Here is a 25,491-nt window from a genome sequence, read left to right as displayed (position 1 = left end):
CGCCGGGTTCGCGCGCTGCGCCTGCGCGGGCGCGGCCTGCTGCATCGGCTGCTGCGCGGGCGGCGTGGCCTGCCGCTGCGTGACGGTGGAGTTCTGGCGCCCGAAGCTGCGCCCGCCGCCCATGCGCTTCGCTTCCGCATCGAGCGATGCGAACGTGCCTGCCGTGAGCAGGCCGACCATCAGCAGCGTGCCGACCCGTCGAGCCCACGGCTTCGACGGCTTGCTACGGTTGAACAACGATCGCGATTCGGACATCAGCTTCTCCAGATGTAAGACAAATGTATGGAAAGAACCCCTTAGTACTTGGTTCCGAGGTGTAAAGCTACCACGCCACCTGACAAATTGTAATATTTGACGGCGTCGAGGCCCGCTTGTTCCATCATCGTCTTCAGCGTGTCCTGATCCGGGTGCATCCGGATAGATTCGGCAAGATACCTGTAACTGTCGGCATCTTTCGCGAACTTGTCGCCAAGCCACGGTAATACTTTGAAAGAATACAAATCGTACGCTTTTTTCAGCGGCTCCCACACTTTCGAGAATTCCAGCACCATCACGCGGCCGCCCGGCTTCGCCACGCGGCGCATCTCGGCCAGCGCGACGTCCTTGTGCGTCATGTTGCGCAGCCCGAACGCGACCGTGACGACGTCGAAGTAGTTGTCCGGAAAGGGAATTTTCTCCGCGTCGCAAAGCAGCGACGGCGTCACGATGCCCTTGTCGAGCAGCCGGTCGCGGCCGACGCGCAGCATCGATTCGTTGATGTCCGTGTGCCAGACTTCGCCCGTCGGGCCGGCCGCCTTCGCGAACGCCTTCGTCAGGTCGCCGGTGCCGGCCGCGATGTCGAGCACCTTGTAGCCGGGCCGCACGTTCGCCTGCGCGATCGTGAACGCCTTCCACGCGCGGTGCATGCCGGCCGACATCAGATCGTTCATTAGGTCGTAGTTGTTCGCGACCGAATGGAACACGCCCGCCACTTTCTTCGCTTTATCGGTTTCCTCGACGGTTTCGAAGCCGAAGTGGGTTTTGCTCATCGCGTTGATCCTCAGTAAATGGCAAGACGGCGCCGAACGGGCGCCGTCGATTTCAGTGGCAGTGGCCGTGCGGCGCGCTCGCCGCCGGCATCGGCGCATCGCGATCGATGCCCGCCGCCTTCAGTTTGTCGAAATAGTCGCGCCACAGCGCATCCTGCTGCGTCGCCAGTTCGTACAGCAGATCCCAGGAATAGATGCCGGTCGAATGGCCGTCGGAGAAGGTCGGCTGCAGCGCGTAGTTGCCCACGCCCTCCAGCGCGGTGATCGTCACCTCGCGCTTGCCCGTCTGCAGCGTCTCCTGGCCGGGCCCGTGGCCGCGCACCTCGGCCGACGGCGAATAGACGCGCATCAGCTCGAACGGGATCCGGTAGTTCTCTCCGTTCGGGTACTGCAATTCGAGCACACGCGACACCGCGTGTACGACGACGCCGGACGGAATCGGCGTCGTGGAAGTCAAACCGCTCATGGTTGCCTCGGATCGTTCGTTCGTTGGATTTCCTCGCGCACCGCATTGTGCAGCAGCGACGCCTGCGCCGCGCGCGTGCGCAGCAGCGCCTCGGACACGCTGCGCTGGCGCGGCGCCCAGACCGGCTGCGGATAGTGCGCGTCGTTCGAGAAGCGCGGGATCACGTGCCAGTGCACGTGCGGGACCATGTTGCCGAGGCTCGCGAGATTCACCTTGTTCGGCTGCATCACGCGGCGCACCGCGCGCTCGACCGCGTAGACGACGCGCATCAGATGTGCCCGCTCGTCGTCGCCGAGATCCGAGAACTCGGCGACGTGCGCGCCCCAGATCACCCGGCAGAAGCCCGGGTAGTCGTGCTCGCCCGTCGCGAGGACGACGCGCAGCCGCTCGTCCTGCCACAGCACTTCGCCGCCGTCTTCACGGCAAAACACGCATTCCATCGTCGCTCCCATGTGGGCGAACGCCGGCACGATCGTGCCGGCGCCCGCTCATCCCAAGCCCGGTCGGGCGGTCTTCATCCCCGCATTAGACCAGTACGCGCTCGATCCCGCCATTGTTCGCGCGTGCGACATAGTCGACCATCCAGTTCTCGCCGAGCACCTGGCGCGCGATCTCGACGACGATGTAATCGGCTTCGAGGTTTGCGTCCTCGCTGTAGCGCGACAACCCCTGCAGACAGGACGGGCAGCTCGTCAGGATCTTCACGTCGGGGCCGTTCGCCGGCGCGGCGACGGCGGCCGCCGCCGGTTCCGCCGCGCTCGCGACGACCGGAATGCTGCGCAGCTTCGCGGCGCCCTTGCGGATTTCCTCTTCCTTGCGGAAGCGGACCTGCGTCGACACGTCCGGGCGCGTAACCGCCAGCGTGCCCGACTCGCCGCAGCAGCGGTCGTTCTTCTCGATCTTGTAGCCGTCTTTCTCCGAGCCCATCAGCTCGTTGACGAGCTTCACCGGGTCCATCGTCTTGATCGGCGTGTGGCACGGATCGTGGTACATGTAGCGCGTGCCCGTCACGCCGTCGAGCTTCATGCCCTTCTCGAGCAGGAACTCGTGGATGTCGATGATGCGGCAGCCCGGGAAGATCTTGTCGAATTCATAGCCTGCGAGCTGGTCGTAGCAGGTGCCGCACGACACGACCACCGTCTTGATGTCGAGGTAGTTCAGCGTGTTCGCGACGCGGTGGAACAGCACGCGGTTGTCGGTGACGATCTTCTCGGCCTTGTCGTACTGGCCCGCGCCGCGCTGCGGATAGCCGCAGCACAGGTAGCCCGGCGGCAGCACCGTCTGCACGCCGGCTTCCCACAGCATCGCCTGCGTCGCGAGACCGACCTGCGAGAACAGGCGCTCGGAGCCGCAGCCCGGGAAGTAGAACACCGCTTCCGAATCGACGGTCGTCGTCTTCGGGTTGCGGATGATCGGCACGATCTTGTTGTCCTCGATGTCGAGCAGCGCGCGCGCCGTCTTCTTCGGCAGGTTGCCCGGCATCTTCTTGTTGACGAAGTGGATCACCTGCTCGACCGCGGGCGGCTTGCCGGTCGTCGCCGGCGGATGCTGCGTCTGCTTCGTCACGACCTTCTTCAGCATGTCGTTCGCGAAGCGCTGCACCTTGTAGCCGACGCCCATCATCACGCTGCGCGCGACGTTGATCGTCTGCGGATTGGTCGCGTTCAGGAAGAACATGCCCGCCGCATTGCCGGCATTGAACTTCTTCTTGCCCATCTTGCGCAACAGGTTGCGCATGTTCATCGTCACGTCGCCGAAGTCGATCTTCACCGGGCACGGCGTCGCGCACTTGTGGCAGACCGTGCAGTGATCGGCCACGTCGTTGAACTCGTCCCAGTGCTTGATCGAGACGCCGCGGCGCGTCTGCTCTTCGTACAGGAACGCCTCGACGAGCAGCGAGGTCGCGAGGATCTTGTTGCGCGGGCTGTACAGCAGGTTCGCGCGCGGCACGTGCGTCGCGCACACCGGCTTGCACTTGCCGCAGCGCAGGCAGTCCTTCACCGAATCGGCGATCGCGCCGATGTCCGACTGCTGCATGATCAGCGACTCGTAGCCCATCAGCCCGAAGCTCGGCGTATAGGCGTTGCGCAGATCGGCGCCGTCGAGCAGCTTGCCCTTGTTGAAGCGGCCGTTCGGATCGACGCGCTGCTTGTAGGCGCGGAATTCGGCGATCTCGTCGTCGGTCAGGAACTCGAGCTTCGTGATGCCGATGCCGTGCTCGCCGGAAATCACGCCGTCGAGCGAGCGCGCGAGCGTCATGATGCGCGCGACCGCGGCGTGCGCGTCCTGCAGCATCTCGTAGTTGTCGGAGTTGACCGGGATGTTGGTGTGGACGTTGCCGTCGCCCGCGTGCATGTGCAGCGCGACGAACACGCGGCCGCGCAGCACGCGCTTGTGGATCGCCTGCGCTTCGTCGAGGATCGGCTTGAATGCGCCGCCGTTGAAGATCGCGCGCAGCTCCGCGCGGATCTCCTGCTTCCACGAGATGCGCACCGTACGATCCTGCGTGACGTGGAACAGCGTCGCGCCCGGCTGTTCGTCCGCGCGATCCGCGAATTTCTCCGCGAGCGCTTCGTAGCCGAGCTGCACGAGATAGTGCTGCGCCTCGCGCAGCGGCTGGTCGAGCCGGTCGCGCACGAACTCCCAGCGCGCGCGCACGCGCCTGAGCAGCTCGAGCGCCTGCTGCACGCGGTCTTCCAGCAGCTCCGCGCTCGGGATCTCGTTCGCGTCGTCGGTCTTGCCGAGCGGCAAATTGCCGCCGCGGAAGAACGCTTCGAGCGCGTCGACGAGCTGCAGCTTGTTCTTCAGCGAGAGCTCGATGTTGATCCGCTCGATGCCGTCGGTGTACTCGCCCATCCGGTTCAGCGGGATCACGACGTCTTCGTTGATCTTGAACGCGTTCGTGTGCTTCGCGATCGCGGCCGTGCGGCTGCGGTCGAGCCAGAAGCGCTTGCGCGCCTCCGCGCTGACCGCGACGAAGCCCTCGCCGCTCTTGCCGTTCGCCATCCGGATCACTTCGGACGTCGCGTGCGCGACTGCATCGGCATCGTCGCCGACGATGTCGCCGATCAGCACCATCTTCGGGAACGCGTTGCGCTTGCTCTTCGTCGCATAGCCGACCGCGCGCAGGTAGCGCTCGTCGAGATGCTCGAGGCCGGCCAGGATCGCGCCGCCCTGCTTCGACGTCTCGAACAGGTAGTCCTTGATCTCGACGATGCTCGGGATCGCCTCGCGCGCCTGACCGAAGAATTCGAGGCATACGGTGCGCGTATGCGCGGGCATCTTGTGCAGCACCCAGCGCGCGGACGTGATCAGTCCGTCGCAGCCTTCCTTCTGCACGCCCGGCAGACCCGCGAGGAACTTGTCCGTCACGTCCTTGCCGAGCCCCTCCTTGCGGAAGCGGCGGCCTTCGATCTCGAGCATCTCGGTGCGCAGCAGCTTCTCGCCCGGCGCGTACGCGCCGTCGAACCACTTCAGCTCGAAGCGCGCGACTGCGATGTCGTGGATCTTGCCCTGGTTGTGCTCGAGACGCGTGACTTCGAGCCAGTTGCCGTCCGGGTCGACCATCCGCCACCACGCGAGGTTGTCGAGCGCGGTGCCCCACAGCACGGCCTTCTTGCCGCCCGCGTTCATCGCGACGTTGCCGCCGATGCACGATGCGTCGAGCGAGGTCGGATCGACGGCGAACACATAGCCGGCCGCCTCGGCTGCCTCGGTCACGCGGCGCGTGACGACGCCCGCGCCGGAGAAGATCGTCGGCACCTTGTGCGGCACGCCCGGCAGCTCGGTGAGCTCGACCGCGCCGAGCTGCTCGAGCTTCTCGGTGTTGATCACCGCGGAAAACGGCGTGAGCGGCACCGCGCCGCCCGTATAGCCCGTGCCGCCGCCGCGCGGAATCACGGTCAGGCCGAGCTCGAAGCAGGCCTTCACGAGACCGGCGATTTCGGCTTCGGTGTCGGGCGTCAGCACGACGAACGGATATTCGACGCGCCAGTCGGTCGCGTCGGTCACGTGCGATACGCGCGAAAGCCCGTCGAAGCGGATGTTGTCCTTCTGCGTGCAGCGGCCGAGCGTCTTGGTCGCGCGGCGGCGCAGGTCGGCCATCTTGTCGAATTCGTCTGCAAATTCGTCGACGGCGCGCTGCGCGGCGGCTTCGAGCATCTCGACGCGCGCCGCGCGTTCGCGGCCCGCTTCGTCGTGATGCTCGGTCAGATCGGCGCGGCGGCGTTTGCCGATTTCGGTCAGACGGTGGTTCAGCGCCTCGATCAGCAGCGCGCGGCGCTTCGGATTGTCGAGCAGGTCGTCCTGCAGGTACGGGTTGCGGCGCACGACCCAGATGTCGCCGAGCACTTCGTAGAGCATGCGCGCCGAGCGGCCGGTGCGGCGTTCCGCGCGCAGCTCGTCGAGCACCGCCCACGCCTCTTCGCCGAGCAGGCGGATCACGATCTCGCGATCCGAGAACGACGTGTAGTTATAGGGAATCTCGCGCAGACGGGGCGCGGGGTCGGCGGCGACGGCGGCGGCCGCGCCATGCGGATCGAAAACTTGTGGTGCGTTCATGTTCGGACGACTCGGAGGGCCGATACACCGTGCACGGGCGTCGGCAAGCGCGTGGGCGCAATCTTGGGGAAATCTGTTCTATTGCCAGGCGCGCGACGATCTCGCTGCGGGCCGGAACGGGTCGGGACTCGCCGCCCCGGGCCGGCACCCTGCGTCGGACCGGTGCCCGCGCAGATGCGCAGTGCCGGATCGACCGGGCCTGGCGGCACTCGGAGCCATCAGCACGATCGCGCGCGGCGCGCATGCCGTTCCGCCGCGGGGCTAGCTGCGCGCGGCGTCGGCTTCAACGGGGCGATCCGAGGGTGCCTCTGCATCTTCCGATCCTTGATTCAAAACGGAATTCTAACCCATGATCGCGCGACGCGTGGCACGCCGGACAGCGCGTGGGGATATCGCGGCAACCCGCGCCGGACGTGGCTCGCCGCGATTTCGCACGCCCATTCGCCGCCCGGCCGGTCGGTAACCGCCCGGTTAAATCGGTAAAAACGACGGTCGTGCCGAAAAACCGCGCGGCCCACCCGCGCCGATCGGGCACGCCCGGCGCCGCGTTTGCGTGCAGGCGGACCCTTGGCGCTATCATTGACCCTTTACCGTCCGCTTCCGCACCGCACGCGAGCATCCATGGCCTCCCACGATTACCTGAAGAAAATCCTGACCGCGCGCGTCTACGACGTCGCGTTCGAGACCGAACTCGAACCGGCCCGCAACCTGTCCGCGCGACTGCGCAACCCCGTGTACCTGAAGCGCGAGGACAACCAGCCGGTGTTCTCGTTCAAGCTGCGCGGCGCATACAACAAGATGGCGCACATTCCCGCCGATGCGCTCGCGCGCGGCGTGATTACCGCATCGGCCGGCAATCACGCGCAGGGCGTCGCATTCTCGGCGGCCCGGATGGGCGTGAAGGCCGTGATAGTCGTGCCCGTCACGACGCCGCAGGTGAAGGTCGACGCGGTGCGCGCGCACGGCGGCCCGGGCGTCGAGGTGATCCAGGCCGGCGAATCGTACAGCGATGCGTACGCGCACGCGCTCAAGGTGCAGGAAGAACGCGGCCTCACGTTCGTGCACCCGTTCGACGATCCGTACGTGATCGCCGGTCAGGGCACGATCGCGATGGAGATCCTGCGCCAACACCAGGGTCCGATCCACGCGATCTTCGTGCCGATCGGCGGCGGCGGGCTCGCGGCGGGCGTCGCCGCGTACGTGAAGGCCGTGCGTCCGGAGATCAAGGTGATCGGCGTGCAGGCCGAGGATTCGTGCGCGATGGCGCAGTCGCTGCAGGCCGGCAAGCGCGTCGAGCTCGCCGAGGTCGGCCTGTTCGCGGACGGCACCGCGGTGAAGCTCGTCGGCGAGGAAACTTTCCGGCTCTGCAAGGAATATCTCGACGGCGTCGTGACCGTCGATACCGACGCGCTCTGTGCGGCGATCAAGGACGTGTTCCAGGACACGCGCAGCGTGCTCGAGCCGTCGGGCGCGCTCGCGGTGGCCGGCGCGAAGCTCTATGCGGAACGCGAAGGCATCGAGAACCAGAAGCTCGTCGCCGTCACGTCGGGCGCGAACATGAACTTCGACCGGATGCGCTTCGTCGCCGAACGCGCGGAGGTCGGCGAGGCGCGCGAGGCCGTGTTCGCCGTCACGATTCCCGAGGAGCGCGGCAGCTTCAAGCGCTTCTGCTCGCTCGTCGGCGACCGCAACGTGACCGAGTTCAACTACCGGATCGCCGATGCGCAGTCCGCGCACATCTTCGTCGGCGTGCAGATCCGTCGCCGCGGCGAATCGGCCGACATCGCCGCGAACTTCGAGTCGCACGGCTTCAAGACGGCCGACCTCACGCACGACGAGCTGTCGAAGGAGCATATCCGCTACATGGTCGGCGGCCGCTCGCCGCTCGCGCTCGACGAGCGGCTGTTCCGCTTCGAATTTCCCGAACGGCCGGGCGCGCTGATGAAGTTCCTGTCGTCGATGGCGCCGGACTGGAACATCAGCCTGTTCCACTACCGCAACCAGGGCGCGGACTACAGCTCGATCCTCGTCGGGCTGCAGGTGCCACAGGCCGATCATGCCGAGTTCGAACGCTTCCTCGCGGCGCTCGGCTATCCGTATGTCGAAGAGAGCGCCAATCCGGCGTATCGCCTCTTCCTGTCGTAAAGGCACTGCCATGAATCCCGAACATTCCCCGCTCGGCAAAGCGACCGTCTACGCATCGCAGTACGACGCGTCGCTGCTGTTTCCGATCCCGCGTGCGGGCGCGCGCGAGCAGATCGGCATTACGTCCGCGCTGCCGTTCTTCGGCACCGACATCTGGAACGCATACGAACTGTCGTGGCTGAACGCGCGCGGCAAGCCGCAGGTCGCGGTCGCGACGTTCTACGTGCCGGCCGAATCGCCGAACATCGTCGAGTCGAAATCGTTCAAGCTCTATCTCGGCTCGTTCGCGCAGTCGAAGTTCGACTCCGTGGACGCGGTGCGCGACGTGCTCAAGCGCGACGTGTCGGCCGCGTGCGGCGCGAGCGTGTCGGTGCAGCTCGTGTCGCCGCACGACTTCGGCAAGCTCGAGATGGACGAGCTCGACGGCTTGTCGCTCGACCGGCTCGATCTCGATGCCGACGTGTACGAACCCGATCCGTCGCTGCTGTCGGCGGCGGAGGACGAAGCGCCGGTCGAAGAGACGCTCGTGTCGGATCTGCTGAAGTCGAACTGCCCGGTCACCGGCCAGCCGGACTGGGGCAGCGTACAGATTCACTACGTCGGGCCGCAGATCGACCACGCGGGGCTGCTGCGCTACATCATCTCGTTTCGCAATCACACGGGCTTTCACGAGCAGTGCGTCGAGCGGATCTTTCTCGACATCATGCATCGCTGCAAGCCGGTGAAGCTGGCCGTGTATGCGCGGTATACGCGCCGCGGCGGGCTCGACATCAATCCGTTCCGGACCAACTACAACCAGCCGATGCCGGACAACGCGCGCACGGCGCGGCAGTAAGGGCCGGTGAAGGGCCAAACGAAACAGCCCGGTCGAATCGACCGGGCTGTTTTCATTTCACCGCGACAAATTTCACTGCGACAACCGCCCGCCGCCTTACTTCGCCGGCGCCTTGTACGCGATGCAGTCGACCTCGACCTTGCAATCGATGACCATGCTCGACTGCACGCACGCGCGTGCCGGCGGATGCTCGCCGAAGTACGAGATGAATACCTTGTTGAACGACGCGAAATCGCGCGCGTCGTCGAGCCACACGCCGCAGCGCACGACGTGCTCGAGGCCGTAGCCGGCTTCCTTCAGGATCGCGATCATGTTCTCGATCGCCTGCTTCGACTGCGTGACGATCCCGCCTTCGACGACTTCGCCGTTCACCATCGGCGTCTGGCCCGACACGTACAGCCAGCCGTCGGCCTCGACCGCGCGCGCGAACGGCATCACCTGACCGCCCGTCCCCTTCGCCTCGCCTACGCCATATCGCTTCATCGTTTCACTCCTGTTTCAGTTCCGTTTCGGTTGCAAATGCGCGCGCCGCGAACGGCGCGCGTGAAATGACAGCCACCGGCGCCGCGCTCAGAACGCGGCATCCGCGCTCGCCTGCGCGCGTTCTCCGCGCGCGACGAAGCCGCCCGCGCGTTCGCCGGTCGGCCGGCCGTTTTCGTAGGTCAGCACGCCATTCACCCAGACCGCGTCGATCCCGTGCGCGGGCTGTTGCGGCTTGTCGAACGTCGCGGCGTCGATCACGCGCGCCGGATCGAACAGCACGAGATCCGCGTGGTAGCCGACTTGCACCTCGCCGCGGCGCGCAAGCCCGAAGCGGCGCGCGGACAGCGACGTCATCTTGCGGATCGCCTCCTCGAGCGGCAGCAGGTTCGTGTCGCGCACGTAATGGCCGAGCACGCGCGGGAACGCGCCCCACAGCCGCGGATGCGGCAGCGGATCGTTCGGCAGTCCGTCCGAGCCGACCATCGTCGCCGGATGCGAGAGGATCCGGCGCACGTCGTCTTCGGACATGTTGTGGTACACGGCGCCCGCCGGGCGGATCCGCTGCGCGGCCTCCTGCTCGGTGACGCCCCAGTCGGCAGCAATCGCCTTCAGCAGCTTGCCCGCGACTTCCGGATGCGGCTCCGACCACGTGATCGTGATGTCGATGTCGCCCGTCACCTGCTTCAGGTCGAGCGTCGACGAGCTGCGGCTGTACGGATAGCAGTCGCAGCCGACCGGCTGATAGCGGCGCGCGCCTTCGAGCGACGCGAGCACTTCGGTGCTGCGCCCCCAGTTCGACGGGCCCGCGCATTTCAGATGCGAGATCACGACCGGCACGCGTGCATGGCGGCCGACCTGGTAGGCCTCGTCCATCGCGTCGAGGATCGCGTCGAACTCGGTGCGCATGTGCGTCGTGTACAGCGCGCCCGCATTCGCGAGCGGCTCGGCGAGCGCCATCACTTCCTCGGTCGGGGCCGCGAACGCGGAGCCGTACGCGAGGCCCGACGACAATCCGAGCGCGCCGTTCGCGAGCGCTTCCTCGAGCTGCGTGCGCATCGCGGCAATCTCGGTGTCGGTCGCCGCGCGATCGAGGCGGTCCATCTGGTTGTTGCGCAGCGCCGTATGCCCGATCAGCGCCGCGACGTTCACCGCCGGCCGTGCATCGTTGACGGCCGCGACATAGTCGGCGAAGGTCGGATAGCGAAACGCGTCGCGATCGCCGAGCAGGTTCATCGGATCGGGCGGCTCGCCCGCGAGCGTCACCGGCGACGCGCTGATCCCGCAGTTGCCGACGATCACGGTCGTCACGCCCTGCGAAATCTTCGGCAGCATCTCCGGCGCGCGGATCACGTGCGTGTCGTCGTGCGTGTGAACGTCGACGAAGCCCGGCGCGAGCGCACGGCCGTTCGCATCGACGACGGTTTCCGCGAGCCAGTTCGACAGGTTGCCGATCGCCGCGATCATGCCGTTGCGGATCGCGACGTCGCGCGTGACGGGCGGCGCGCCGGTCCCGTCGTACAGTTGCGCGCCGACGATCAGCGTATCGGCGGCTTCGGGATGCGAATGCATGGTCAGTCTCCTACCGGTTGACGGTCGCCGCCGCCGCGATGCGCGTCGAGCGCATGCTTGATACGGCGCAGCGATTCCCGGCCCGCATCGCCGAGCCGCAGCGCGACCCCCGTCACGAGCACGTCGATCGCCATCATCATCGCGTAGCGCGACGTCGACGGCTTGTAAATGAAATCGGTCTCGAAGGCGACGACCGGAATCAGGTGGTCGGCCAGCTTCGCGAGCGGCGACGCGGGCGCGGTGATCGCAATCAGTGTCGCGCCGTAGCGTTTCGCGAGCCGGCAGTTCTCGAGCAGCTCGGGCACGCGGCCGCTCACCGACAGCGCGACGACGACTGCGTCGCGCGACAACGTGGCCGACACCATCCGCTGCAGCAGGCTGTCCTGATACGTCGCGACCGGCCGCCCGAAACGCACGAGCCGAAAGCGCAGCTCGTCGGCCAGCGCGGTCGAGCCGCCGCCCTGCCCGTAGACGTAGATCATCTTCGCGCCGACGAGCCGGTCGGCCGCGGCGTCGAACGACGCGTTGCGCAGCAACTGGTGGTTGTGCGCGAGCGCGACGCGGATCTCGTCGTAGACGACCGTCGCCGGGTTCGCGTCTTCTTCGGCTGGCACCTGCTCGGCAGGCACGAGAAAGCGCCGGCCGACGGCTGCCGCCTGCGCGACGAGCAGCTTCAGTTCGCGCACGTCGCGACAGCCGACCGCCTTCGCGAAGCGCGTGACCGTCGCGACGCTCACGCCGGTGTCGCGCGCAAGCGCGCCGATGCTCGCATGCGCGGCGCGCGCGAGATCGGCGAGGATGAATTCGGCGACCTTGCGCTCGGCGTCGCGCAGCTCGGGCGCGCATTCGGCAATGCGCGCGACGATGTCGAGGACGGGCTGCGCGACCGACGCCGATTCCGGCGTGGCCGCGCGCGACGCGGAACGGACAGCGCGCGTATTCATCTGCGGAAACGGGGATAAGGGTTCATGTTACTAAATAACATCACCGCGCCGATGCTACTTTCTGTACCATCTGACTGTCAACTTCAGTGCAATGCATAGTGATGATGGAGCCGGATGACATGAAAGTTACAAACTATCAGGAACCGACGATCGATCCTTTCGGCAAGGGCCTCGGCAACCTGCCGGGCGCGAGCGTGCCGCTCGACGAGGCCGGCCGCCTCGAATGGAATCTGCTTGCGGAAGACATCAGCCTGCCGGCCGCGGTGCTGTACGAGGAGCGCATCGAGCACAACCTGAACTGGATGCAGGCGTTTGTCCAGCAGTATGGCGTGCAGTTCGCGCCGCACGGCAAGACGACGATGGCGCCGCAACTGTTCCGTCGCCAGCTCGCCGCCGGCGCATGGGGCATCACGCTCGCGACCGCGCACCAGACGCAGGCCGCCTATCACGGCGGCGTGCGCCGCGTGCTGCTCGCCAACCAGCTGGTCGGCCGCCAGAACATGACGATCATCGCGGCGCTGTTGTCCGACCCCGACTTCGAATTCTTCTGCTGCGTCGATTCGGCCGACAACGTCGATCAGCTCGGCCGCTTCTTCGGCGCCGCGAACAAGTCGCTGAACGTGCTGCTCGAGCTCGGCGTGCCGGGCGGTCGCACCGGCGTGCGCGATGCCGCGCAGCGCAAGGCCGTGCTCGACGCGCTCGCGCGCTATCCCGATACGTTGAAGCTCGCCGGCATCGAACTGTACGAAGGCGTGCTGAAGGAGGAAGGCGAGATCCGCGCGTTCCTGCAGGACGCGGTCGCGCTGACGCGCGAGCTCGCGGCCGCCGGCCGCTTCGCGCGCACGCCGGCGATCCTGTCCGGCGCGGGCTCGGCGTGGTACGACGTGGTCGCCGAGGAATTCGCGAAGGCCTCCGACGCAGGCTTCGCGGAAGTCGTGCTGCGGCCCGGCTGCTACCTCACGCACGACGTCGGCATCTACAAGAAGGCGCAGACGGACGTGTTCGCGCGCAACCCGATCGCGCGCAAGATGGGCGAAGGGCTGCTTCCCGCGCTGCAGCTGTGGGCATACGTGCAGTCGGTGCCGGAGCCCGACCGCGCGATCGTCGCGCTCGGCAAGCGCGACGCCGCGTTCGACGCGGGGCTGCCCGAGCCGGCGCGCCACTTCCGCCCCAGCCGCGACAGCGCACCGCGCGACGTCGCTGCGAGCGAAGGCTGGGCCGTCACGGGCATGATGGATCAGCACGCCTACCTGCAGATTCCGCCCGGCGCGGACGTGAAGGTCGGCGACATGGTCGCGTTCGACATCTCGCACCCGTGTCTGACCTTCGACAAGTGGCGTCAGTTGCTCGTCCTCGATCCGCAATTCCGCGTGACGGGCGTGATCGAAACGTTCTTCTGACGTACCGCGCGATGCGCCCCGCCGCGATGCGGGGCGTACCGACGCGCGCCCCCTTGTCACGCGCGCGTCGAGCTGCCGGAGTACACTGCGCTTTCGCCCTCGCGGCCGCTTGCGGCCGCTTGAGCGCGCCTCGACGTTTCTTCAATGGAGAAAGCCATGGCAGCGAAGAAGATCCTGTTCCTGACCGGCGATTTCGCCGAAGACTACGAAACGATGGTGCCGTTCCAGGCGCTGCAGGCGGTCGGCCATCACGTCGACGCCGTATGCCCGGGCAAGCGCGCCGGCGACAAGGTCAAGACCGCGATCCACGATTTCGAGGGCGACCAGACCTACACCGAGAAGCCCGGCCACCAGTTCACGCTGAATGCGACGTTCGACGACGTCGACGCGTCGCGCTACGACGCGCTCGCGATCGCGGGCGGCCGCGCGCCGGAATACCTGCGCCTCGATCCGAACGTGATCGCGCTCGTGCGCGCCTTCGCCGAAGCCGGCAAGCCGATCGCCGCGATCTGTCACGCCGCGCAACTGCTGGCGGCCGCCGACGTGATTCGCGGCAAGCGCATCTCGGCCTATCCGGCCTGCGCGCCCGAGGTCAAGCTCGCCGGCGGCGAATATGCGGACATTCCGGTCGATGCGGCGGTCACCGACGCGCCGTTCGTCACCGCACCCGCATGGCCCGCGCATCCGGCCTGGCTGTCGCAGTTCCTTGCACTGCTGGGCACGCGCATCGAGCTGTAAGCGGTCGCGCAAACCGATAGATCCGATGAAATGAAGCGCCGCCGGCGGCGGCGCGCGACGAGTTGCCGGCGTGGCGTGCCGGCCCGTCGACCGTAGCGGCAGCGTCGCCGCCGCACGCGCGCGTTCAGCGCTCCACGACCGTCGAGCCGACGTCCGCGATCTTCGACTCGAGCATGGCCAGCGCACCCGACAGCGCATTGAGCACGTCGTCCGGCACCTGCGCCATCGTCCGCTCGAGAAACGCCTTGCGGCGCGGCAGGCACGCGTCGAATGCCGCGCGGCCGGCCTCGGTCAGCGTCACGTTCGTCACGCGGTTGTCGCGCGCGTCGGCTTCGCGCTCGATCCAGCCGAGCGCATCGAGCGACTTCAGCTGACGCGTCAGCGCGCCCGGATCGATGCGCAGCACTTCGACGAGCCGCTTCTGCGACGAATGGCCGCCCATCGTATGCAGCGCGACCATGATCCGCCAGCGTGGCATCGGCTGCCCGACGTGCGTTTCGAATGCGGTCATGAACGCGCGATACGTGCGTCCGAATTGCTGCAAGATCGCGACGCGGTCCTGTTCTTCCATGCGCTGAATTCGTTTCCGGTCAATCGGTCAATCGGCCGCGACATGCGGCTCGATCTTGCGCCGCAACGCGATGGGCGGCACGCGGCGGCACTGCCACACCGAATACACGGCGACGACGGCCGCCATCGCGACGCCCAGATGAATCGCACCGACGAGCGATTCGCGGGCCGCTTCCAGCAGCAGCGCGCCATTATGCCCGGCGCGCGTCAGTTCCGCGACCAGCCCGCCCTGCGCGGCGCGATCGATCAGGATCTGCGGATCGGCGAGCCGCGCATGCCACTGCAGCGCGTGATCGGCGGCGAGCGCATCGTGCACGCCGCTCGAATACATCTGGTTGACGAGCGTGCCTGTCAGCGCCGTACCGATCATCCCGCCGACCATGCGCAGCGACTGCAGCAGCGCGGTCGCGATCCCGAGATGCTGGCGGCCGGCCGTCTGCTGCGCGAATACAGTGAGGTTCGGCAGCACGAAACCGAGGCCGATGCCGCCGGCCACCATCAGCGCCATCAGCACCCACGTCGGCGTGGTGTGCGTCGAGACGACGATGCCCGCGCACGCGATCGCGAACAGCACGAAGCCGACGTGCAGCATCGCGTTCGGCTGGCGGATGCGCGTGACGACGCGCCCGTTCATGATGCTGCCGATCGTGATGAACACGACGAGGGGCGTGATCACGAGCCCCGCCTCCTTCGGCGACATCCCGAAGCCGCCCTGGAACAGCAGCGGCGCGTAGAACAGCAGCGAGAACATCGCGAAACCCGCGAGGATGGCGAGCACGAACAGCGCCGACAACGCACGGTTCGCGAACATGTCGAACGGCAAAATCGGCTGCGCGCAGCGCTTTTCCCAATGCCACAGGCCTACACCGGCCGCGACCGCGACGACGAGCAGCAGCGTCGCCCAGCTCGCGATTCCGTATTTCGGCAGCCATTCGACGAACAGCTGCAGCGCGCCGAGCGACGCCGCGATCAGCAGTGCGCCGGGCCAGTCGAGCCGCATCTTGCTCTCGTGCTCGACCTGGCGCAGATGCGGCAGGTAGCGCCACACGAAGACCAGCGACAGCAGACCGACCGGCAGATTCACGTAGAAGACCGAGCGCCAGCCGAAGGTCTGCGTCAGCACGCCGCCGAGCGACGGCCCGACCGCGTTCGCGATCCCGAATGCGGAGCTCATCAGCACCTGCCAGCGCAGCCGCACGACGGAATCGGGAAACAAGTCCGGAATGCACGCGAACGCGGTGCCGACCAGCATCCCGCCGCCGATGCCCTGCAGCCCGCGCGCGAGCACGAGGTAGAGCATGTCGTTGGCCATGCCGCACAGCACGGAGGCGCCGGTGAACACGACGATCGACGCGATGACGAACGGCTTGCGGCCGTAGTAGTCGCCGAGGCGGCCGAAGATCGGCACGGTGATCACGGAACTGAGCAGATACGAGGTGGCGACCCACGCATAGAGGTCGAACCCTCTGAGTTCGGCGACGATGGTCGGCAGCGCGGTACCGACGACCGTCTGGTCGAGTGCGACCAGCATCGTGACGAACGAGATTCCGATCATCGCCAGCAGCGACTCGCGAAACGGCAGGACTTGCCCGCTCGAATGGTGGGCGGCAGTATGGACGGCCATTTTTTGTTGGTGCAACGTTTGACGGGTCAAACAATCTCGAAATTGTAGCACGCAGGAGTACCCTAGGCCGACGACGGTCGCCTTTCCGCCGGCCGCCAAGGAGAATGATGGAACCGATTTCAATCACGCCCGACGCGGCGCCGCTCTCACCGCAGGATCGCGACGCGCTGCGGCGCGCGAAACAGGTGCTGGAAAGCCCGTCGCTGACGATGAAGCTGACCGGCGTGCTCGGCGCGCCGGTCGAGAAGATGATCGCCAGATTGCCGGATTTCGCGACCGGCAAGATCAACGACGCGACGCAGCTCGCGCTGCGCAAATGTCTGAACATCGCGCTGCGCACGCTCGGCAAGCCGCCGGCGCCGGACGCCGAGCCCGACAAGCCGAGCAACCTGCTGCACAAGCTCGCGGTCGCGACGACGGGCGCGGCGGGCGGCGCGTTCGGCTTCCTCGCGCTGCCGGTCGAACTGCCGGTGACGACCACGCTGATCTTCCGCTCGGTGTGCGACATTGCGCGCAGCGAGGGCGAGGATCTGACGTCCGTCGATACGCAGCTGCAGTGCCTCGCGGTGCTCGGGATGGGCGGCAATCCGGACAAGGATGCCGAAGACGCCGATCTCGGCTACTTCGTGCTGCGCGGCGCGCTCGCACAGGCGATCTCGAAGGCGTCGCAGGACATCGCGACGAAGGGGCTCGCCGCGCATAGCTCGGCGGCGGTGTTCAAGCTCGTGCAGGCCGTCGCGTCGCGCTTCTCGGTCCAGGTGACCGAGCAGATGGCGGCGAAATCGGTGCCGGCGATCGGCGCGGTGCTCGGCGCGACCGTCAACACGCTGTTCATCGATCACTTCCAGCAGATGGCGCACGGCCACTTCACCGTGCGCCGGCTCGAACGCAAGTACGGCACCGAGGTCGTGCAGGCCGCCTATCAGGCGATCGACGGCTCGCCGACGCGCTGAACCGCGCGCTCGACCGCCACGCGGCGCAGGAACGCGGCCGCGCGATCGAGCGCGTCGCGCGACTCCGGCAACATCGGCGTGTACAGCTGCCACACGTGCGGCATGCCCGGCCAGATTTCGATCTCGACCGGCACGCCGGCGGCCCTCGCCTTGTCGGCGACGCGACGCGAGTCGTCGAGCAGCACCTCGGTACTGCCGACCTGAATGTAGAGCGGCGGCAAGCCCGAGAAATCCGCGTAGAGCGGCGATGCGTACGGGTGCGTCGCGGGCGTGTCGCCGAGATAGAGCTTCGCGGCTTTCGGCAGCGCCGCACCGGCGAACATCGGGTCGATGCCGTCGTGCGTGCGCAGCGTGTCGCCGCTGCCCGCGAGATCGGTCCACGGCGAAAACAGGATCGCGCCGGCCGGCAGCGGTTCACCTGCGTCGCGCAGCGCGACGAGCGTCGCGAGCGCGAGGCCGCCGCCGGCCGAATCGCCGCCGAGCACGATCGACTCGGGCCGCGTGCCGAGCGCAACCAGCCGACGGTATGCGGCGAGCGCATCGTCGAGCGCGGCCGGAAAGCGATTCTCGGGCGCGAGCCGATAGTCGAGCGAGAACGAACGCACGCGCGCCCGCTTCGTCAGCCCGAACACGAGCGCGCGATGCGTCTTCGTCGAACAGAAGTAATAACCGCCGCCATGGAAGTACAGCAGCGTCGGCCCCGTCGCGCGACCGGCCGGCACGTCGGTGCGCTCGAGCCATTCGCCGCGCAGCGGTGCATCGCCGGCGCCGTAGCATTCGCGCAGCCGATAGCCGGACGGCGCACGGCGCGGCACGATCGTCCGCATCCGCAGATCGGTGAAGCGCCGCGCGCGGGCCGGGTCGAGCACCGGCCGCAGCGTCTCGGGACGGAACTGCCAGCGCAACAGCCAGCACGCCACTCTGCTTTGCCAACTCATCGGACACACTCCGCAATCGTAGTGTGACGATGGTACGTGCGATCGTTCGCGCGTCGCTGGACAGGAGGCTCTATATCAAACGGCGGCGCTCAGTTCGCCGGCAGCATCTGCCCGCGGATCTCGCCCGACGGATGCGCGCTCGTATGAACGTTGAAATACCATTTGCCGCCCATCAGGTCGGTGACCTGCGCGTCGGTGAGCTCGGCCGAACCCTTGATCGGGCTCGCAAGCGCGTCCTTCGGAATCGGCACTTGCACGCCCGCGTTCTGCCCGACCGGCGCCGGCCCATGAAAGTGGGCGGCCGTCGCGGGGCCCGTGAGGTTCGCGTACGTGACCGTCCAGCGCAGCGTATGGGACACCGTGTCGTAGCGCGCGTCGACCGTGCCCGAGCCGTGGCTCGTCGTCGGCGGCACCTCGCTCGACGGCTGGAGATTGGCGGACAGACGCACCGTTTCGGCAGCCGCGCCGCCGGCGACGAACGCGCCCGCGAGTAACGCGACCTGGAGCAAACGCAGCTTCGGCATGGAACCTCCTCGAACGACGTTGCGCACCGCGCGGCCGCGGCGCTTCGTGATGGTAGTCGATTGCCGACGATTCGGCAGCCGCCTCTACGCGACGCGGCGCGAGCCTGCCGCAACGAGGAACAGACCTTTGCAGCGCCGCACCTGAATCCGCATGCGGCCTTTCGCTACACTTCGTTCCACAGTTGCTTGTTTCCTTCGTCCGAAGGAGTCTGCGAGTATTCACGCGGCCGCCCGGCCGCGTTTTTTTTTCGTCGTCGCGTCGCCGCGCGGACGTCTGCGAAGCGAGCCGCTTCATGCGACCTGAAACGTATGCCGAATCGCACGGCGCACGCCGCGTGCACGGCCGCCGTACCAAAGACCGGAACGATACTGTGCGCGCGCTCGCAGACGATCGTCGTCACGATCGGTAATAGGCTGTTGTGCAAAGCCGCGTCGACATGCGGCGCGTCGCGCGGGACAATGTCGCGTTGTCGTCGTGACCTGAAAGAACCGTGCCGGCCCGCCTCCCGATGTCCCTCCCGCACCGATCTGTCCGTGTCCGCCCGATGCTGGCAGGCCTCTGTTCCGTCGCCGCGCTCTACGGCGCGCCTGCCGATGCGCAGGAATTCTCGCTGTTCGCCGGCTCGCTATGGGGTGCCGGCAACCGCTCGTACGCGTGGGCGTTCGATTATCAGGAAGGACTGAGCCCGCATACAGCGCTCGGCTTCACGTGGTACAACGAAGGCCACATTCCGGACCATCACCGCGACGGCCAGGCGATCCAGTTCTGGGGCCGCGTGCCGCTCGACGATCGGCGCTTCGTGGTGTCCGCCGGCGTCGGTCCCTACCGCTACTTCGATACCGTGCCGGCCGCCGCCGGACGCGGCTACTCGAACTCGCACGGCTGGGGCGTGCTGATGAGCGTGCGCGCCGCGTACTACACGTCGCATCGCTGGATTGCGCAGCTTCAGCTCAATCGTGCGCAGGTGTTCAGCGGCCCCGACACGACGTCGGTGATGTTCGGCGTCGGCTATCAGCTCGATGCGCCCGACACCCCGGGTCCGCGCGACACCGCGCTACCGCGCACGCGCAAGGTCACGAACAACGAGATCACCGCAATGCTCGGCGAAACGATCCTGAACAGCCGGTCTTCGCCGTCGTCGCTCGGCGGCAGTCTCGAATACCGGCGCGGCCTCACGCGCACGGTCGACTGGACCGCGACGTGGATGTACGAAGGCGCGAAGCAGGCGGTCCGCCGCAACGGGATCGCATCGCAACTGTGGCTCACGCGCGCGTTTCTAAACGACAAGGTCACGCTGGCGGCCGGCGCGGGCGCGTACTTCACCGTCAACCAGCGCAATCGCGACGGCCAGCCGGGGCCCGGCGACGGCCGGCTGTCCGGAATCGTGTCGATCTCCGCGAGCTACCGCCTGTCGGACCGCTGGCTCACGCGCCTGACCTGGAACCGCGTGGTCACGCGCTACAACCGCGACACCGACGTGATTCAGGCCGGCCTCGGCTACCGGTTCTAAGCGCCGCGGCGCAGCACGCGCCTACGCGCGGTAGCCGGGATCGATCCGGTCGACGATGCGCTGCAGCGCGTCGAACGCATCCTGCCCCGCACCGTGCCTGGGATCGAAGTTCAGCGAGTCGCGCACGCAGGCTTCGAGCACCGGCGGCGCGATCGGCAGCGCGTCGCCGATTGCATGCGTCGCGATCTGCACCTCGCACGCGCGGTTGAGCAGCCACATCAGCGAAAACGTCTGCGCGAGCGTCGCGCCGATCGTCACGGGGCCATGATTGCGCAGCAGCAGCACGGGCCGCCCGCCCGCGCTCTCGACGATCCGGCGCCCCTCGTCGAGACGCACGGTGATCCCTTCGAAGTCGTGATACGCGATCTTTCCGTACAGCTGCGCCGAATAGAAATTGGAGAACGACAGGCCGTCGCGCGAGCAGCACACGGCCATCGTCGGCGTCGTATGCACGTGCATCACGCAATGCGCGTCGGGCAGCGCCGCATGGATCGCCGCGTGGAATGTGAAGCCGGCCGGATTGATCGGCCAGTCGGAATGCCCGATCACGTTGCCGTCGATGTCGATCTTCACGAGATTCGACGCGCAGACCTCGCGGTAATGGAGCCCGAACGGATTGATCAGGAAGTGGCCGTCCTCGCCCGGCACGCGCAGCGAGATATGGTTGTAGATCAGCTCGGTCCAGCCGAGATGATCGAAGATCCGGTAAGCGGCCGCGAGCTGCACGCGCGCTTGCCATTCGGCTTCGGAGAAACGGGCGGGACGCGTAAACGGCTGGTTCGGTACACGTTGCATGGGGAGCTCCGGTTGCGTGCGCGAGCGCCGCGCGTGCGGCTTCGCGGCTGTCGAACGAGGCCGCCGCCGCGGCGCCCGTATCGTTGCGCACACAACCATAGCACCGATTTCCGCGCATCGGTATCGCGGTTTTCGCCGACGCGCTCGCGCCCCTTTAAAGCTGGTCGTCGACCGGCAGCAGCGTGAAGATGCCCGTCATGATGTTGCGCAGCAGCCCTGCATGCGGATCGATGTGATAGGTGCTCGGCTGCCCGTTGTCGACGCCCGTCCATTCGAGCGACGGCGGCCCGCCGCCGGCCGATTTCACGAGCGTCACGCGGTAGCTTTCGTCCGGCTGCGTCGCGCGCGTGAACAGTGCGGCGGTCTGCTGCGCGAGCGCCGGGCTGTGGATCACGAGCGCCAGTTCGGTGTTCAGATGCGCGGAGCGCGGATCGAGGTTCAGCGAGCCGATCACGAGGATCTTGCGGTCGATCACGTAAGCCTTCGCATGCAGGCTCGCGCGCGAACGCGAGCCGAACAGACGCGCACGCGGCTGATCCGGCTGCGCCTTGAACTCGTACAGCTCGATGCCGCGCTGCAGCAGCGGCACGCGATACGGCGCGTAGCCTGCCTGCACGGCCACCGCGTCGGTCGCGGCGAGCGAATTCGTCAGGATCGCGACGCGTACGCCGCGCGCGGCCGTATCGCCGAGAATCTTCACGCCCGCATCGTGCGGCACGAAGTACGGCGAGAACGCGAGAAATTCCTGCTGCGCGGCGCGCGTGAGTTCGACGAGACGCTGCATCGGCGGGCTCACATACTGATCGTTCGGCCGTGCGATCTTGTCCGGCGCGTCGACCTTGAACTCGGCCGGCGCCCATACGAGCCCGAGCTCGTCGCGCGCGATCTGCTGCGACAGCGGCGTCGCGTTCAGCGGCTTCGCGTTGTACGGATCGGCGTTCTTGCGCCAGTGCTCGCGCAGCTCGTCGCGCACCGCGTCGAGCTCCTTCGGCTTGAACGTCTGGTGATTCAGCGCGCGCAGCGGATAGCTGCTCGCGCTCGCCCAGTACGTGTCGAAGCTGTGCGAGATGTCGTCGGTCACGGGCCCGGCCGCGAGCACGTCGAGATCGCGGAACTGCAGCGTCGCGCTCGCGCTGAAATACTCGTCGCCGAGGTTGCGGCCGCCGACGATCGCGATCTGGTTGTCGGCGATCATCGCCTTGTTGTGCATGCGGCGCGTGAAGCTGTCGATGCGCGTGAGGAAGTCGGTCGTGCGCTGCATGACGCCCTGCCGCGACGCGCCGAACGGATTGAACACGCGGATCTCGATGTTCTCGTGCGTGTTCAGCGCGGCCATCACGCGGTCGATATCGTGGAAGTTCAGATCGTCGACGAGCATCCGCACGCGCACGCCGCGGTCGGCCGCGTACAGCGCCGCGCCGAGCAGCAGCTTGCCGGTCGTGTCCTCGGTCGCGATGTAGTACTGCATGTCGAGCGTCTTCGTCGCCGCGCGCGCGAGCGCGATGCGCATCTGCAGCGCCTCGGCGCCGTCGGCAAGGAGCCGGAAGCCCGACTGGCCCGGATGCGCGGCCTCCGGCGCGGCGAGCGCGTCGCGCAGCGGCGTCGCGGTGCTCTGCGGCAGCGCGTGCGACACCGAACGTTCGAGTGCGGTCGCAGGCGGATGCGTCGCGCATGCGGCGACGAGCGGCAGCAGCGCGAACACGGTCAGCAGGCGCGCGATGCGCGTGCGCACGCAACGGACGGCCGGCGATGCACCGACGGGCGAACCGGCGGCCGGTGCGCGCCGGATAAGGGAGATGAGCACGAGCTTCCTCGACGGGCTGATCAATGGGTCGCACTCGCCGCGGCGCGCGGCTGACGGGCGGTTTCGGCCGATTCTAGTTGGCGCCCGGCGAAGCGGTCAATGTCGCACGCCCGGTGCCGCGAGGCGACGGCGCGCGGGCGCACCGTCCGGGGGCGTGCCGCGGGTGGTCCGATCCATTCACGGCGATTCGGTGTCGTGCCCGCTCATGTTCATGAGGGGCCGCATGCGCCGCGTGCGGCAAAGGCGGTTGGCGGCGCCGGTCGTCGACGAGCCGATCGCGCTCGCGAAGGCGTAGCCGCTGCCCGGCACGGCGCCGCAATCGCGTTGCTGCCAAAAAGAAAACCCCGCGTTCCGGAGAACGCGGGGTGTGCGCATGATCGCTGTGCCGGCACGCGCGCGGCCGGCGCGCGACTGCGATCGATCAGTTGCCCTTCGCGATGCGCTGCTCGATATGCTGCGCACGGCTCGCCGACGACGGATGCGAGCTCAGCATCGAGCTCTTGCCCCCGTCGAGCTGCGCGAGCTTCTGGAACGCGGTGACGAGGCCCTTCTGGCTCATCCCCTTCTGCTTCAGCAGATCGAACGAATAGTCGTCTGCCGCGCTTTCCTGCGATTGCGAGAACTGCGCGTTGATGAACTTCTCGGTGATGTCGCCGAGCTGCGAGCTCGTCAGCGCCGCGACGCCCGGCGATGCCGCGCCGGCCGCGCTGCGCGCCGCGCTGACCGCGTAGGCCGTCTGCATCGCCTTCTTCGAATGACCGAGTGCGACGTGGCCCATTTCATGGCCGATCACGCCGCGCAGCTCGTCGTCGTTCATCATGTCCATCAGGCCGCTGTACACGCGCACGCAGCCGTTGCCCATCGCCCACGCGTTGACGTCCTTCGTCAGATAGACCTTGTAGTCGACCTTGCGGCCGTTCAGCGTCATGTCGCCGAAGCCCTTCATCACCTTCGTCAGGCGCTTCGCGTATGCGCTGTTCGGCGCGGCGATCTTCGACTCGGCGTCGCTCGCCTTGCACGCGTCGTTCGATAGCGCGGCGATGTCCGCGTCCGACAGCGTGGCCGCCTTGAACAGGTTCGTGCCGGCCGACGTCAGGCCGTTCGCGTCGAGATTCTGCACCCCGCCGCACGCGCTCAGCAAAAACGCGACGCCGCACGCCGCCACCGCTTTGTTCAATTGCATCCCGGATCCCTCGTTCGTTGTAGTTGGGACCGGCGATTGTGCAGAATCCGGGCAAAAATTACCAGACGTTTACGTCGAATGACGTTTTCCTTACCGATCGCGCGAAACGAACGGGGCGATTGATGACGAGCGCGTCGTCAATCGCGCGATCGCGGCCGGTGCGCGCCCGCGCCGCGCGCGCGTGGCCGGCCGGCGCACGATGCATTTGCCGTACGCGACGAGCCAGCAGTCGTGATGATCGAAGTCCCGCAGCCGCCGCGCACGGCGCCGCTCGAGCCAGTGAAGTGCGATCGCGACCGTCAGCGCGACGGTCAGCGCCGATCCGCCGATCGCGAGTCCCATCCAGGTTTCACCCATGCGTCCTCCGGAACACGACGCCGGCGCCGACGAACGGCGCCGGCACGGGATACAGCACGAACACGGCCCGCGCGGCGGGCCGTCACGCGTCAGTGCATGTGCTGGCCGCCGTTGATGGCGATGTTCGACCCCGTCACGAAGCCCGCTTCCTCCGAGCACAGATACGCGACCAGCGCCGCGACTTCCTCGGGCTTGCCGAGGCGCCCGGCCGGAATCTGCGGGAGGACCTTCGTGTCGAGGATGTCCTGCGGAATCGCCATCACCATCTTCGTCGCGAGATAGCCGGGCGAGACCGTGTTGACGGTCACGCCCTTGCGCGCGACTTCGAGCGCGAGCGACTTCGTGAAGCCGTGCATGCCGGCCTTCGCGGCCGCATAGTTGGTCTGGCCGACCGATCCCTTCGAACCGTTGACCGACGAGATGTTGACGATGCGTCCCCAGCCGCGCTCGATCATCCCTTCGCAGATCGGCTTCGTCATGTTGAACACCGAGTCGAGGTTCGTGCGGATCACTGCGTCCCAGTTGACCTTGTCGAGCTTGCGCAGCGTCATGTCGCGCGTGATGCCCGCGTTGTTCACCAGGATGTCGATCGGGCCGACGTCGCGCACGATCTTCTCGACGCACTGCTGGCACGAGTCGTGATCGGCCACGTCGACGGGATAAGCGTCGAACTCGCGGCCGGCCGCCTGCATTTCGGTCAGCCAGCGATCCGCGCCCGTGTTGTTCGGCGAATACGTGACGACAACCCGGTGGCCCGCTTCGTGCAACCTGATGCTGATCGCCTCGCCGAGACCGCCCATCCCACCTGTCACAACTGCAATTCGCTTAGTCATCCTATTATTCACCAACAAAAAAAAGTAATCGATGAGGCGGGACCGCGACGTGGCACACGCCGCCGCCCGCCGCCTCGGCACGCCGCCGCCCGATGATCGGGCGACGTGCGCGCCGGAATGCGCGCCTGTTGTTCTGTATTGATCAGACGCGCAAAGCCGTTGCCTGCATTCGCGACGCGCTACCGCGCCGCGCACGCAAGACGGCGCCTGGTCTCCTGCTAATCTCGTTCG

The 25,491-nt window shown here is 67.1% G+C and carries 22 protein-coding genes and 2 pseudogenes; 6 read left to right on the top strand and 18 right to left on the bottom strand.

Annotation, left to right across the window (positions count from 1 at the left end):
- From HMPREF3115_RS24900 to HMPREF3115_RS24880, 5 genes and pseudogenes are all read right to left on the bottom strand, one after another.
- Positions 1–255: pseudogene (locus HMPREF3115_RS24900) on the bottom strand (hypothetical protein); the annotation flags it as partial.
- Between the two features lie 41 nt (positions 256–296).
- Positions 297–1,028, bottom strand: coding sequence for a bifunctional demethylmenaquinone methyltransferase/2-methoxy-6-polyprenyl-1,4-benzoquinol methylase UbiE (gene ubiE, locus HMPREF3115_RS24895; RefSeq protein ID WP_006398300.1), 732 nt, complete (start codon positions 1,026–1,028; stop codon positions 297–299).
- A 52-nt stretch (positions 1,029–1,080) separates the two neighbouring features.
- Positions 1,081–1,494, bottom strand: a complete 414-nt coding sequence (locus tag HMPREF3115_RS24890; RefSeq protein ID WP_070556503.1) for a gamma-butyrobetaine hydroxylase family protein — start codon at positions 1,492–1,494, stop codon at positions 1,081–1,083.
- Positions 1,491–1,934: an HIT family protein gene (locus tag HMPREF3115_RS24885; RefSeq protein WP_006406573.1), complete on the bottom strand. Its 444-nt coding sequence runs from the start codon at positions 1,932–1,934 to the stop codon at positions 1,491–1,493. The genes HMPREF3115_RS24890 and HMPREF3115_RS24885 overlap by 4 nt, the downstream gene beginning before the upstream one ends.
- A gap of 85 nt (positions 1,935–2,019) precedes the next feature.
- On the bottom strand, positions 2,020–6,054 hold the full coding sequence (locus HMPREF3115_RS24880; protein WP_070556501.1) for a DUF3683 domain-containing protein: 4,035 nt from the start codon (positions 6,052–6,054) through the stop codon (positions 2,020–2,022).
- A 621-nt stretch (positions 6,055–6,675) separates the two neighbouring features.
- Here HMPREF3115_RS24880 and ilvA point away from each other — a divergent pair.
- Together ilvA and queF are read left to right on the top strand one after the other, a co-directional pair.
- The gene (ilvA, locus tag HMPREF3115_RS24875; RefSeq protein ID WP_070556499.1) at positions 6,676–8,199 is read left to right on the top strand and encodes a threonine ammonia-lyase, biosynthetic; all 1,524 of its coding nucleotides are present in this window, start codon (positions 6,676–6,678) and stop codon (positions 8,197–8,199) included.
- 10 nt (positions 8,200–8,209) lie between these two features.
- Positions 8,210–9,034, top strand: coding sequence for an NADPH-dependent 7-cyano-7-deazaguanine reductase QueF (gene queF, locus HMPREF3115_RS24870; RefSeq protein WP_006406576.1), 825 nt, complete (start codon positions 8,210–8,212; stop codon positions 9,032–9,034).
- Between the two features lie 96 nt (positions 9,035–9,130).
- On the opposite strand, the gene HMPREF3115_RS24865 is transcribed toward queF, so the two are convergent.
- From HMPREF3115_RS24865 to HMPREF3115_RS24855, 3 genes are all read right to left on the bottom strand, one after another.
- On the bottom strand, positions 9,131–9,517 hold the full coding sequence (locus tag HMPREF3115_RS24865) for a RidA family protein (protein ID WP_006398293.1): 387 nt from the start codon (positions 9,515–9,517) through the stop codon (positions 9,131–9,133).
- Between the two features lie 87 nt (positions 9,518–9,604).
- Positions 9,605–11,086 carry an N-acyl-D-amino-acid deacylase family protein gene (locus HMPREF3115_RS24860; protein WP_070556498.1) on the bottom strand — a complete coding sequence of 494 codons (1,482 nt, stop codon included), beginning with the start codon at positions 11,084–11,086 and terminating at the stop codon, positions 9,605–9,607.
- Between the two features lie 2 nt (positions 11,087–11,088).
- On the bottom strand, positions 11,089–12,030 hold the full coding sequence (locus tag HMPREF3115_RS24855; RefSeq protein ID WP_006398291.1) for a MurR/RpiR family transcriptional regulator: 942 nt from the start codon (positions 12,028–12,030) through the stop codon (positions 11,089–11,091).
- Between the two features lie 119 nt (positions 12,031–12,149).
- On the opposite strand from HMPREF3115_RS24855, the gene HMPREF3115_RS24850 reads away from it, so the two are divergent.
- On the top strand, positions 12,150–13,430 hold the full coding sequence (locus HMPREF3115_RS24850) for an amino acid deaminase (protein WP_070556506.1): 1,281 nt from the start codon (positions 12,150–12,152) through the stop codon (positions 13,428–13,430).
- A 156-nt stretch (positions 13,431–13,586) separates the two neighbouring features.
- Positions 13,587–14,168, top strand: a complete 582-nt coding sequence (locus tag HMPREF3115_RS24845) for a DJ-1/PfpI family protein (RefSeq protein WP_006398289.1) — start codon at positions 13,587–13,589, stop codon at positions 14,166–14,168.
- A gap of 124 nt (positions 14,169–14,292) precedes the next feature.
- On the opposite strand, the gene HMPREF3115_RS24840 is transcribed toward HMPREF3115_RS24845, so the two are convergent.
- Entirely contained in the window at positions 14,293–14,739 is a 447-nt protein-coding gene (locus HMPREF3115_RS24840; RefSeq protein ID WP_006406580.1) for a MarR family winged helix-turn-helix transcriptional regulator, read from the bottom strand.
- Positions 14,740–14,766: 27 nt separating this feature from the next.
- The gene (locus tag HMPREF3115_RS24835; protein WP_006406581.1) at positions 14,767–16,362 is read right to left on the bottom strand and encodes an MDR family MFS transporter; all 1,596 of its coding nucleotides are present in this window, start codon (positions 16,360–16,362) and stop codon (positions 14,767–14,769) included.
- A gap of 107 nt (positions 16,363–16,469) precedes the next feature.
- Between HMPREF3115_RS24835 and HMPREF3115_RS24830 the strand changes: the two genes are divergently transcribed.
- Positions 16,470–17,315, top strand: coding sequence for an EcsC family protein (locus HMPREF3115_RS24830; RefSeq protein ID WP_070556497.1), 846 nt, complete (start codon positions 16,470–16,472; stop codon positions 17,313–17,315).
- Here the strand turns inward: HMPREF3115_RS24830 and HMPREF3115_RS24825 are convergent.
- Complete coding sequence (locus HMPREF3115_RS24825; RefSeq protein WP_006398285.1) at positions 17,285–18,253, bottom strand: alpha/beta hydrolase; 969 nt, start codon at positions 18,251–18,253, stop codon at positions 17,285–17,287. The genes HMPREF3115_RS24830 and HMPREF3115_RS24825 overlap by 31 nt on opposite strands.
- Positions 18,254–18,342: 89 nt before the next feature.
- On the bottom strand, positions 18,343–18,777 hold the full coding sequence (locus tag HMPREF3115_RS24820; protein ID WP_006406584.1) for a CHRD domain-containing protein: 435 nt from the start codon (positions 18,775–18,777) through the stop codon (positions 18,343–18,345).
- A gap of 509 nt (positions 18,778–19,286) precedes the next feature.
- On the opposite strand from HMPREF3115_RS24820, the gene HMPREF3115_RS24815 reads away from it, so the two are divergent.
- Positions 19,287–20,288, top strand: coding sequence for an outer membrane insertion signal protein (locus HMPREF3115_RS24815; protein WP_035488895.1), 1,002 nt, complete (start codon positions 19,287–19,289; stop codon positions 20,286–20,288).
- A gap of 21 nt (positions 20,289–20,309) precedes the next feature.
- Here the strand turns inward: HMPREF3115_RS24815 and HMPREF3115_RS24810 are convergent, their stop codons facing one another.
- The 6 genes and pseudogenes from HMPREF3115_RS24810 to phbB form a co-directional block, all read right to left on the bottom strand.
- Entirely contained in the window at positions 20,310–21,083 is a 774-nt protein-coding gene (locus tag HMPREF3115_RS24810) for a class II aldolase/adducin family protein (protein ID WP_006415476.1), read from the bottom strand.
- 154 nt (positions 21,084–21,237) lie between these two features.
- A complete protein-coding gene (locus HMPREF3115_RS24805; RefSeq protein ID WP_006406589.1) occupies positions 21,238–22,887 on the bottom strand; it encodes a phospholipase D family protein in 1,650 nt (549 codons plus the stop codon).
- Positions 22,888–23,064: 177 nt separating this feature from the next.
- Positions 23,065–23,262, bottom strand: coding sequence for a hypothetical protein (locus HMPREF3115_RS31305; protein ID WP_125902582.1), 198 nt, complete (start codon positions 23,260–23,262; stop codon positions 23,065–23,067).
- 46 nt (positions 23,263–23,308) lie between these two features.
- The gene (locus HMPREF3115_RS24800; protein ID WP_006406591.1) at positions 23,309–24,070 is read right to left on the bottom strand and encodes a metalloprotease LoiP; all 762 of its coding nucleotides are present in this window, start codon (positions 24,068–24,070) and stop codon (positions 23,309–23,311) included.
- A gap of 162 nt (positions 24,071–24,232) precedes the next feature.
- Positions 24,233–24,427 (bottom strand): annotated as a pseudogene (locus tag HMPREF3115_RS24795) (hypothetical protein); the annotation flags it as partial.
- A gap of 89 nt (positions 24,428–24,516) precedes the next feature.
- A complete protein-coding gene (gene phbB / locus HMPREF3115_RS24790; RefSeq protein WP_045594263.1) occupies positions 24,517–25,260 on the bottom strand; it encodes an acetoacetyl-CoA reductase in 744 nt (247 codons plus the stop codon).
- Positions 25,261–25,491 lie beyond the last annotated feature (231 nt).

Origin of the sequence: Burkholderia sp. HMSC10F09 (assembly GCF_001806955.1) — a bacterium.
GTDB classification, from domain to species: domain Bacteria; phylum Pseudomonadota; class Gammaproteobacteria; order Burkholderiales; family Burkholderiaceae; genus Burkholderia; species Burkholderia multivorans.
Note: the sequence above shows the minus strand (reverse complement) of the source record. Positions and strands in the feature narration are given on the sequence as shown.